Below are 10,351 nucleotides of genomic sequence, written 5' to 3' on the forward strand. Positions count from 1 at the left end.
ACCCTGCCCTGCAACCCGGAGCCGCGGCCGATGAAGCCGCCGCGGACCGAGAGCGTGCGGGGAGCCGTACTGGGGCTGGTCGCGGGGACCGTGGACGGCGGGCGGGGCCTCGTGCCGGCCTGGCTGTTCGAGGTGGCGGGCTCGCAGGGCAAGCCGGCCCGCACGGTGGCCCAGCCGGCCGCGGCCGAGGACGCGGGCACCGCGGTGCCGTCGAAGCCGCACACCGTGCCCGGGTTCTCGTACGCCCAGGCCGACCGGACGCTGACGGTGAACTTCTGGGGCGGGGTGTGCAGCACCTACGCCCTGGAGGCCCGGGAGGAGGGGGCTTCGGTCCTGGTGAAGATCACGGACACGCCGAACAAGCCCGGTCAGGCCTGCATCATGATCGCGCAGGAGATGGCTCTGACGGCGACGCTCCAGCAGCCGCTCGGCGACCGCAAGGTGGTCGACGCCACGTCGGGCAAGCCGATCCCCCGCCAGTAGGACAACGCGCGAGGGCCCGGGCCCGGTCGGAATCGACCGGGCCCGGGCCCTTCGGCGTCAAGCCCTGCGGCTCAGCTGAACGAGTCGCCGCAGGCGCAGGAGCCCGTGGCGTTCGGGTTGTCGATCGTGAAGCCCTGCTTCTCGATGGTGTCGACGAAGTCGATGGAGGCGCCGCCCAGGTACGGGGCGCTCATGCGGTCGGTGACGACCTTGACGCCGTCGAAGTCCTTGACGACGTCGCCGTCGAGGGAACGCTCGTCGAAGAAGAGCTGGTAGCGCAGGCCGGAGCAGCCGCCGGGCTGGACGGCGACGCGCAGCGCGAGGTCATCGCGGCCCTCCTGCTCCAGCAGGGTGCGGACCTTCTCGGCGGCGGCGTCGGACAGGAGGATGCCGTCGCTCACAGTGGTCTTGTCGTCCTGTACGGACATCTGCATTCACTCCCGAAGTGGGCGGCTCCCCGCCGGTGGCTGGGGAAACGTCGGACTCTTGCCGTCGATGGCAACCAGCGGGACCGCGGTTTCATTCCGGGTCCGGCGCCTCGTTTTCTCGATTCATGCTCGCACACCCCGGCGGCCCGGTGGACCCCGCGACGAGGACCGGTGGAGTGGCGTACCCCGCACCGGCCCCGCACCCGCCCCGCACCCGCCCCGCACCGGGCGAATGCGTCACATCGACACTATCGGCATCGTCAAAGTGACGTGAAGCGGCTATGATAGATAGCGTCAAATAGACGAGAAGTGTCGATCAAAACCCCCCGCAGTCCCAGATTTCCTTGTCGCAGAACAGAAAGGGTGCGTGTCGTGACCACCGCCCAGCCTTTGGACGTCCAGCCGACGCCCCTTGCCCTGCTGCTGCTCGGCCGTGAGGCCGACCCCAAGAGCGAGCGCGGGGTGGAGTGCCCCGGCGACCTTCCCTCGCCGTCCGACCCGGACCTGGTGGCGCGCGCCCGCGCCGCGAAGGAGAAGCTCGGCGACAAGGTCTTCATCCTCGGCCACCACTACCAGCGTGACGAGGTCATCGAGTTCGCCGACGTCACCGGCGACTCCTTCAAGCTGGCCAAGGACGCGGCGGCCAAGCCGGAGGCCGAGTACATCGTCTTCTGCGGCGTGCACTTCATGGCCGAGTCCGCGGACATCCTGACCTCGGACGACCAGAAGGTCGTCCTGCCCGACCTCGCGGCCGGCTGCTCGATGGCCGACATGGCCACCGCCGAGCAGGTCGCCGAGTGCTGGGACGTGCTGACCGAGGCCGGGATCGCCGGACAGACGGTCCCCGTCTCGTACATGAACTCCTCCGCCGACATCAAGGCCTTCACCGGCAAGCACGGCGGCACGATCTGCACCTCGTCCAACGCGAAGAAGGCCCTGGAGTGGGCCTTCGAGCAGGGCGAGAAGGTGCTCTTCCTCCCGGACCAGCACCTGGGCCGCAACACCGCCGTCCGCGACATGGGCATGTCCCTGGACGACTGCGTCCTCTACAACCCGCACAAGCCGAACGGCGGCCTGACCGCCCAGCAGCTGCGCGACGCCAAGATGATCCTGTGGCGCGGCCACTGCTCGGTCCACGGCCGGTTCTCGGTGGACTCGGTCAACGACGTGCGCGAGCGCATCCCGGGCGTGAACGTGCTGGTGCACCCCGAGTGCAAGCACGAGGTCGTGGCGGCCGCCGACCACGTCGGTTCGACGGAGTACATCATCAAGACGCTGGAGGCGGCCCCGGCCGGCTCCAAGTGGGCCATCGGCACCGAGCTGAACCTGGTCCGCCGCCTGGCGAATCGATTCGCCCCGGAGGGCAAGGAAGTCGTCTTCCTCGACAAGACGGTCTGCTTCTGCTCGACGATGAACCGCATCGACCTCCCCCACCTGGTGTGGACCCTGGAGTCCCTGGCCGAGGGCAACCTCGTCAACCGGATCCAGGTCGACAAGGAGACGGAGAGCTTCGCCAAGCTCGCGCTGGAGCGGATGCTCTCCCTCCCGTAGCGGTCGCGGAGCGGAACGCGAAGGGGGCCCCGGCCGGCGTCGACGACGCCGGCCGGGGCCCCTTCGTACGTTGCTCAGACCTTGACCGGGGTGTCGTCCGAGGCGGACGACGCCGACGACGCGGACGGGACCACCGTGAGGCGGGCCCTGCGCTTCGCCCGGCGGCGCTCCTTGCGGAGCTCGATCATCGTGTAGAGCGTCGGCACCAGGAGCAGGGTCAGCAGGGTCGAGCTGACCAGGCCGCCGATCACGACCACCGCGAGCGGCTGCGAGATGAACCCGCCCTCGCCGGTGACGCCCAGCGCCATCGGGAGCAGCGCGAAGATCGTCGCCAGGGCCGTCATCAGGATGGGGCGCAGGCGGTGGCGGCCGCCCTCGACGACCGCTTCGACGACGCCCAGGCCCTGCGCCCGGTACTGGTTGACCAGGTCGATCAGGACGATCGCGTTGGTGACCACGATGCCGATGAGCATCAGCATGCCGATCATCGCGGGGACGCCCATGGGGGTGCCGGTGGCGATGAGCAGGCCCAGCGCGCCGGTGGCCGCGAAGGGGATGGAGACCAGCAGGATCAGCGGCTGGACCAGCGAACGGAACGTCGCGACCAGCAGCATGAACACGATCGCGATGGCCGCGAACATGGCCAGGCCCAGCGAGGCGAAGGCCTCGTCCTGGTCCTCGGAGACCCCGCCGATGGCGGCGGTGGCGCCCTCGGGCAGGTCCAGGGCCTTGAGCTTGGACTGGAGCGCGGCGCTGACCGCGCCCGTGTTGTCGCCGACCGGCTTGGCGGTGACGGTGGCGGCGCGGGCGCCGTCGATCCGGGTCATCGCGACCGGGCCGGGGACCTCCTTGACCTCGGCGATGTCACCGAGCTTGGCGGGTCCGACCGGCAGGGCCTGGAGCTCGGCGAGGGTGGCGGCCGGCTGCGTGGAGCGGATGACGACGTCCCGCTCGGTGTTGTCGAGCACGGCCTTGCCCACCGGGTTGCCGCGGACGGCCTGGGCGACGATCGCGCCCAGCGCGGCCTGGCTCAGGCCCGCCTCGGCGGTCTTGGGGGTGGCGGTGACCGAGATGCGGGGCACGGACTGGGCCAGGTCGCTCTGGACGTCGGTGACGTCCTTGAGGGTGGCCACCTCGGCGCGGACCTGTTCGGCGGCCTTGGCGAGGACGGCGCCGTCGCCGGCCTTGACGACCACGCTCAGGTTCTGGCTGCCGAAGCCGCCGCCCGCCGAGATGGAGGTGTCGCCGATGCCCTGGAGCTTGCCGAGGGCGTCCTGGATGCGCTTCTTGACGGCGTCGGACTGGCCGGCGTCGTCCAGGGTGACCTGGAAGGAGGCCTGGTTGGTGCCCGTTCCGCCGCCGAAGGCCGCGAGGAATCCGGAGGAGCCCACGGTGACCTGGTGGTCCTTGACGCCCTCGATGCCGTCCAGGGCCTTCTCCACCTTGCGGGCGGCCTCGTCGGAGGCTGCCAGCGAGGTGCCGGCGGGCAGTTCCTGCTTGACCGTCAGGACGTCCTGGTCGCCCTGGTCGAAGAAGTTCGTCTTCAGCAGCGGGGTCATCCCGAAGGTGCCGACGAGGACGACGGCCGCGATGGCGACGCTGGTCAGCCGGCGGCGGGTGGCGAAGCCGAGGACCCGTACGTAGAAGCGCTGGAGGCGGCTGTTGGCCTCCTTCTCCTCCGCCTCGCGGCGGGCCTTCGCCCGGCTTTCGGCGTCCGCCGACGAGACGCCCTTGGGGGCGCGCAGGAACCAGTACGACAGGACCGGCACGACCGTCAGGGACACCAGCAGCGAGGCCAGCAGGGCGGCGGTGACGGTGAGCGAGAAGGAGCCGAAGAGCTCGCCGATCATGCCGCCGACGAGGCCGATCGGCAGGAAGACGGCGACGGTGGTGAGGGTGGACGAGGTGACCGCGCCGGCCACTTCCTTCACGGCGGTGGTGATCGCGGCCTCGCGCTCCTCGCCGTAGCCGAGGTGGCGCTTGATGTTCTCCAGGACCACGATCGAGTCGTCGACGACCCGGCCGACGGCGATGGTGAGGGCGCCCAGCGTCAGCATGTTGAGGGACAGGTCGCGGGTCCACAGCACGATCAGTGCGAGGACCACGGACAGCGGGATGGAGACCGCGGTGACCAGCGTCGAGCGGATCGAGGCCAGGAAGACCAGGATCACGATGACGGCGAAGGCGAGGCCGAGCAGGCCCTCGGTGGTCAGGCCCGAGATGGAGCGGGCGACGGCCGGGCCCTGGTCGCTGACGACGGTCAGCTCGGCGCCGGAGCCGAGCGTGGTGCGCAGCTCGGGGAGCTTGTCCTTGACGGCGTCGGAGATGGCGACGGCGCTGCCGTCCTTGTCCATGGTGAGGACGAGGGCGAGGCTGGGCTTGCCGTTGGTGCGGGTGATGGAGTCGGCCCTGGCCGGCTCCTGCTTGACGGCGGCCACGTCGCCGAGGCGGACGACGGGCTTGCCGGGGCCCGCGGTCAGCCGGAGGTCCTCCAGCTGGGCGAGCGAGGTGTAGCCGGAGCCGACGCGGACGGTGCGGTTCCTGCCCTGTTCGTCGAAGGAGCCGGCGGGGACGGTCGTACCGCCCGCCCGGAGGCCCTCGGCGAGCGCGGCGCCGTCGAGGCCGGCGGCGGCGAGCTTGGCGTTGTCGGGGGTGATGGTGACCTGGAGGTCGCGCACGCCGTCCACGCTGACCTGGCCGACGCCGTCGATGTCCTCCAGGACGGGGACGACGGAACGGTTCAGCTGGTCGGCGAGCGCCTGCTGGTCCTTGTCGGAGGTGACGGCGAGGACGACGGTCGGGATGTCGTCGGTGGAGCCGGCCACGACCTGCGGGTCCACCTCGGCGGGCAGCCGGACGCGGGCCCGGTTGACGGCCTGCTGGACGTCGGCGACGAGCTGCTTGGTGCCGCTGTCGCCGTAGTCGAAGGTGGCGCGGATGAGGGCGTTGCCCTCGCTGGCGGTCGAGGTGATGCCGGTGATGCCGTCGACGCCCTTGAGGGTGTTCTCGATCGGCTCGACGACCTGCTTCTCGACCACGTCGGGCGAGGCGCCCTGGTACGGCGCGAGCACGGAGACCATCGGGAGTTCGATGGAGGGGAGCAGCTGCTGCTTGAGCTGCGGGATGGCTATGGCGCCGAACAGGAGCGCCACGATCGACACGAGGCCGACCAGCGCTCTCTGGGCGAGGCTGAAGCGGGACAGCCAGGACATGGGTGTGGGATCTCTCTGCTGGTCGTTCGCGAGGGCCCCTCCAGCCTTGCGCACCCGGCAAGCCCGCTGCGTCGCTCCCAGGTGCCGTCCTTGTGTGCGGCATACCGCGTCCGCAGTACTCCGTCCTACCGCGGTGCGCCGCGGGTCACTCGGCGCGCGGCCGGACCAGTCCCGATTCGTACGCGATGACCACCAATTGCGCCCTGTCGCGGGCACCGAGCTTGGCCATGGCCCGGTTGACGTGCGTCTTCACGGTCAGCGGGCTGACCTCCAGCCGGGCGGCGATGCCGTCGTTGGACAGCCCGCCGGCGACCTGTACGAGGACCTCGCGCTCGCGCCCGGTCAGCGTGGCGAGCCGTTCGGCGTGGGCGGTGCCGGTGGCGGGGGCGTCGGCGCGGCCGCCCTGGGCGAGGAAGCTGGCGATGAGGCCTTTGGTGGCGGCCGGTGAGAGCAGTGCCTCGCCGGCGTGGGCGACGCGGATGGCGTTGAGGAGCTCGTCGGGTTCGGCGCCCTTGCCGAGGAAGCCGGAGGCGCCGGCGCGCAGGGCGGCGGCCACGTACTCGTCGACCTCGAAGGTCGTCAACATGACCACGCGGACGTCCGACAGCTCCGGGTCGGCGCTGATCATGCGGGTGGCGGCGAGTCCGTCGGTGCCGGGCATCCGGATGTCCATGAGGACGACGTCGGCCCGCCGTTCGCGGGCGAGGGCGTACGCCTGGGCTCCGTCCGAGGCCTCACCGACGACCTCCATGTCGGCCTCGGAGTCGACGAGCACCTTGAACGCGCTGCGCAGCAGCGCCTGGTCGTCGGCGAGGAGGACTCGGATGCGGGCGGGGCCGGCGTCGGCGGGATCGGTCATGCCGTCAGGGTATTCAGCCGAGGGCGAGGACCAGCAGGACGGTGGTCGCGGCGACCTCGCAGACGGCGCCGAAGACGTCCCCGGTGACCCCGCCGAAGCGGGTGACGCAGCGGCGGAGCAGGAGTTCGGCGGTGAGCAGGGCCGCGAGGACGGCGGCCGCGTGCTGCGCGGCGGCGAACGGGCCCGCCGGGAGGGCGGTCAGGGCGGCGAGGGTGACGACGGCGGCGGCCACGCAGGCGGCGGCACGGTGCGGGACCACGCCGGCCACCGCCGCGCCGAGCCCCTCGGGCCGGGCGGCGGGGACGCCCTCGCGGGAGGCCAGGGTCATCGCGAGGCGGGCGGCGACGGCGGCGAGCACGGCGGCCAGGGCGCCGCGGATCCAGCTGTCGGCGTACGCGTTGGCCAGGGCTGCCACCTGGACCAGGAAGACGACGAGGAGGGAGATGACCCCGAAGGGGCCGATGTCGGACTGCTTCATGATCCGCAGGGCGTCCTCGGCGGGCTTGGCGCTGCCCAGCCCGTCGGCCGTGTCGGCCAGGCCGTCCAGGTGCAGTCCGCGGGTCAGCGCCGCCGGTACGGCGACGGTGACGGCCGCGGCGAGCAGCGGGCCGCCGCCGAGGAGCAGCAGGAGCGTCCCGGGCAGGGCGGCGAGCAGGCCGACGGCGAGGCCGGCGAGCGGGGCGCAGGCCATGCCGGTGCGGGCGGCGGGCCGGTCCCAGCGGGTGATGCGCGCGGGCAGGACGGTCAGGGTGCCGAAGGCGAAGCGGATCCCGTCGGCCAGGGAGGCGCGTTCGCCGGGCGGCCGCGGCAGCGGATCATCGGTCGAGTCTGTCATCGGCGCGAACGCTACCCGCTTACGGTGAGCGGTAAATTGCTCAATACGTGTCATATGGGGAGCGGGTGTCGTGGGTCACTGGTGGGAACGGAACATCATCGAGCCGGGCAAGCTCCCCCTGCTCCTCGCCCTGCTGTCCTTCGTGCTGTCGTTCCTGGTCACGCGGGTGATCACGAGGCTGATCCGGGCCGGCCGGGGCCCCTTCAAGAACATCACGCCGGGCGGGCTGCACGTCCACCACGTCGTGCCGGGCGTGGTCCTCGTCATCATCGGCGGGTTCGGCGCGATCGGCAGCGGCGGGCACAGCTTCGGCGCCGGGCTGTCGGCGGTGCTCTTCGGTCTGGGGGCGGGCCTGGTGCTGGACGAGTTCGCGCTGATCCTGCACCTGGACGACGTCTACTGGAGCGAACAGGGCCGCAAGAGCGTGGAGATCGTGGTGCTGACGGCCGCCGTGGTGGCGCTGGTGCTGGGCGGCTTCCTGCCCTTCGGGGTCAACGAGCTGTCGGCGGAGGAACGGCACAGCCGCGGGCTCGTCGTCATGAACACCGCCACCAACTTCTTCCTCGCCCTGATCGCCCTGTGGAAGGGGAAGCCGCGCACGGCGATGTTCGGCCTGGTGATCCCCTTCGTCGCGCTGATCGGGTCGGTGCGGCTGGCCCGGCCCGGGTCCCCGTACGCCAAGCGCTTCTACGCCAACCGCCCGCGCGCACGGGCCAAGGCCGGGCTGCGGGCCTTCCACCACGACCGGCGCTGGGCCCGGCCCCGGCGCAAGTTCGAGAACTTCATCAGCGGGCTGTCCGACCCGGAGAAGCACCCCGCCGGCGACCGGCGCGAATAGACCGCCGGACAGCGCGAAAGACCGCCGGACGGCGCGAAGGGCCCGCCCCGTGCGGCACGGTGCGGGCCCTTCGCGGTGACGGCGTGCGTGCCCCGGCCGTCTCAGCCCGGGATCAGGCCGTCGTCGCTGAGCATCTCCCGCACCTCTTCGAGCGTGGCGTCGGGCGCGGGCAGGATCAGCTCGGACGGCTCCAGCGCCTCGTCCGGCAGCGGACTGCCCAGGCGCCGCACCGCGTCGAGGAGTGCGCCCAGCGTGCGCCGGAAGCCCGCCTCGTCGCCGGACTCCATCTCCTCCAGGAGCTCGTCGTCCAGCTTGTTCAGCTCGGCGAAGTGCTCGTCGGCCAGGCTGAGCTGGCCCTCCCCCATGATGCGGACAATCATGACGGGCCCCTGTCCTACTGCTTGTCGAACCGGTGCTGGGTCTGCTGCGGCTGCGCGGTGCCGGGGGCGCCGCCCTCGATGGCCTGCTGCTGCGCGGACTGGCCGCCGGCCAGCTCGGCCTTCATCCGCTGGAGCTCCAGCTCGACGTCGGTGCCGCCGGAGAGGCGGTCCAGCTCGGCCTGGATGTCGTCCTTGGAGCCCAGACCGCTCTGGTCGTCCAGAGCACCGGAGGCGAGCAGCTCGTCGATCGCCCCGGCCCGGGCCTGGAGCTGGGCGGTCTTGTCCTCGGCCCGCTGGATGGCGAGGCCGACGTCGCTCATCTCCTCCGAGATGCCGGAGAAGGACTCCGCGATGCGGGTCTGCGCCTGGGCGGCCGTGTAGGTGGCCTTGATGGTCTCCTTCTTCGTACGGAAGGCGTCCACCTTGGCCTGGAGGCGCTGCGCGGCCAGCGTCAGCTTCTCCTCCTCGCCCTGGAGGGTCTGGTGCTGCACCTCCAGGTCGCTGACCTGCTGCTGGAGGGAGGAGCGGCGGGACAGGGCCTCGCGGGCCAGGTCCTCGCGGCCCAGGGCGAGCGCCTTGCGGCCCTGGTCCTCCAGCTTGGCGGACTGGCTCTGGAGCTGGTTCAGCTGGAGCTCCAGGCGCTTGCGGGAAGTCGCCACGTCGGCGACGCCGCGGCGCACCTTCTGGAGCAGCTCCAGCTGCTTCTGGTAGGAGTAGTCGAGGGTCTCGCGCGGGTCCTCGGCCCGGTCCAGGGCCTTGTTCGCCTTCGCGCGGAAGATCATCCCCATACGCTTCATGACACCGCTCATGGGCTTCGCGCGCCCCCTTCTAGACGGACTGTGCTCCAGGTCACCGGCAGGTCCCACAGTACGGGCCCTGCCTCTATTACCGCACTGTTCGAGTACGGATGCGCTCCTCCTCCAGGACGAGTACCCCGGTGCCGTATCAGGCGTAAGGAGTAGGTGATCCCCGAGACCCCGGCAGCCCGGAATCCCGGGTACCGGAAAGAGGCCCGCACTCGGTAGACGCCCGCCGTTGCCGGATCGTTCCCCGCCGGGGTGGGGCCGGTGGCCCCGACCACGTACCCTTGGGTTTTGTGTTTGGTAGCCGCTCCTCCAAGGAAGAGAAGGCCTCCGCCGCCGACAAGGTGAGCGCCGGCCCTTCGCAGCCCCGTGACCCGCAGGCCCCGAAGGGCCGCCCGACGCCGAAGCGTGCTGTGGCCCAGTCGCAGCGCAAGGCCGTGGTGGCCTCGACCGGCAACCGCAAGGAGGACGCCAAGCGAGCCCGCGAGCGTCGCCGCGAAGAGATGGCCAGGCAGCGCGAGGCCCTCGCCAACGGCGACGAGCGCTACCTGCCCGCCCGCGACAAGGGGCCGGTCCGCCGGTTCGTCCGCGACTTCGTGGACTCCCGCTTCTCGGTCGCCGAGATGTTCCTGCCGCTGGCCGTCGTCATCCTCGTGCTGAGCATGATCCGGGTGCCCTCGATCCAGAACGTCGCCCTGATGCTGTGGCTCGGCGTGATCGTCCTGATCATCCTCGACTCCATCGGGCTGTGGTTCCGCCTGCGCAAGGCCCTGAACGAGCGCTTCGCCGACGAGCCGCGCCGCGGCGCCGTCGCCTACGGCCTCATGCGCACCCTCCAGATGCGTCGCCTGCGCCTGCCCAAGCCGCAGGTCAAGCGCGGAGAGCGGCCCTGACCGCAGCGACGCCCGGAGCAACAGGGGCATCGTCGGGGGAGGGCTTCTCGGGGGGAGCCCGGCTGTGGC

9 protein-coding genes and 1 pseudogene are annotated in these 10,351 nt (G+C 71.4%); 4 read left to right on the top strand and 6 right to left on the bottom strand.

The genetic code is table 11. The annotated features are described in order from the left end of the window. Positions 1-483: pseudogene (locus SSNG_RS09955) on the top strand (hypothetical protein); the annotation flags it as partial. Between the two features lie 71 nt (positions 484-554). Here SSNG_RS09955 and SSNG_RS09960 read toward each other — a convergent pair. Continuing rightward, a complete protein-coding gene (locus SSNG_RS09960; RefSeq protein ID WP_030029080.1) occupies positions 555-911 on the bottom strand; it encodes an iron-sulfur cluster assembly accessory protein in 357 nt (118 codons plus the stop codon). Between the two features lie 372 nt (positions 912-1,283). On the opposite strand from SSNG_RS09960, the gene nadA reads away from it, so the two are divergent. Next, positions 1,284-2,462: a quinolinate synthase NadA gene (gene nadA / locus SSNG_RS09965; protein ID WP_042800821.1), complete on the top strand. Its 1,179-nt coding sequence runs from the start codon at positions 1,284-1,286 to the stop codon at positions 2,460-2,462. Between the two features lie 74 nt (positions 2,463-2,536). Here the strand turns inward: nadA and SSNG_RS09970 are convergent, their stop codons facing one another. The 3 genes from SSNG_RS09970 to cobS form a co-directional block, all read right to left on the bottom strand. Then, on the bottom strand, positions 2,537-5,674 hold the full coding sequence (locus SSNG_RS09970) for an efflux RND transporter permease subunit (protein ID WP_007263697.1): 3,138 nt from the start codon (positions 5,672-5,674) through the stop codon (positions 2,537-2,539). A gap of 145 nt (positions 5,675-5,819) precedes the next feature. Next, positions 5,820-6,533, bottom strand: coding sequence for a response regulator transcription factor (locus SSNG_RS09975; RefSeq protein WP_007263698.1), 714 nt, complete (start codon positions 6,531-6,533; stop codon positions 5,820-5,822). A 13-nt stretch (positions 6,534-6,546) separates the two neighbouring features. Further along, on the bottom strand, positions 6,547-7,368 hold the full coding sequence (gene cobS, locus SSNG_RS09980; RefSeq protein WP_007263699.1) for an adenosylcobinamide-GDP ribazoletransferase: 822 nt from the start codon (positions 7,366-7,368) through the stop codon (positions 6,547-6,549). Between the two features lie 70 nt (positions 7,369-7,438). On the opposite strand from cobS, the gene SSNG_RS09985 reads away from it, so the two are divergent. Further along, the gene (locus tag SSNG_RS09985) at positions 7,439-8,206 is read left to right on the top strand and encodes a hypothetical protein (protein ID WP_007263700.1); all 768 of its coding nucleotides are present in this window, start codon (positions 7,439-7,441) and stop codon (positions 8,204-8,206) included. Between the two features lie 101 nt (positions 8,207-8,307). Here the strand turns inward: SSNG_RS09985 and SSNG_RS09990 are convergent, their stop codons facing one another. Together SSNG_RS09990 and SSNG_RS09995 are read right to left on the bottom strand one after the other, a co-directional pair. Further along, positions 8,308-8,586: a hypothetical protein gene (locus SSNG_RS09990; protein WP_007263701.1), complete on the bottom strand. Its 279-nt coding sequence runs from the start codon at positions 8,584-8,586 to the stop codon at positions 8,308-8,310. A gap of 14 nt (positions 8,587-8,600) precedes the next feature. Next, a complete protein-coding gene (locus tag SSNG_RS09995) occupies positions 8,601-9,395 on the bottom strand; it encodes a PspA/IM30 family protein (RefSeq protein ID WP_007263702.1) in 795 nt (264 codons plus the stop codon). Between the two features lie 287 nt (positions 9,396-9,682). Between SSNG_RS09995 and SSNG_RS10000 the strand changes: the two genes are divergently transcribed. Further along, positions 9,683-10,282, top strand: coding sequence for a DUF3043 domain-containing protein (locus tag SSNG_RS10000; RefSeq protein WP_241695015.1), 600 nt, complete (start codon positions 9,683-9,685; stop codon positions 10,280-10,282). The last annotated feature ends 69 nt before the right edge of the window (positions 10,283-10,351 follow it).

Source organism: Streptomyces sp. C, from assembly GCF_000158895.1.
Classification (GTDB): domain Bacteria; phylum Actinomycetota; class Actinomycetes; order Streptomycetales; family Streptomycetaceae; genus Streptomyces; species Streptomyces racemochromogenes.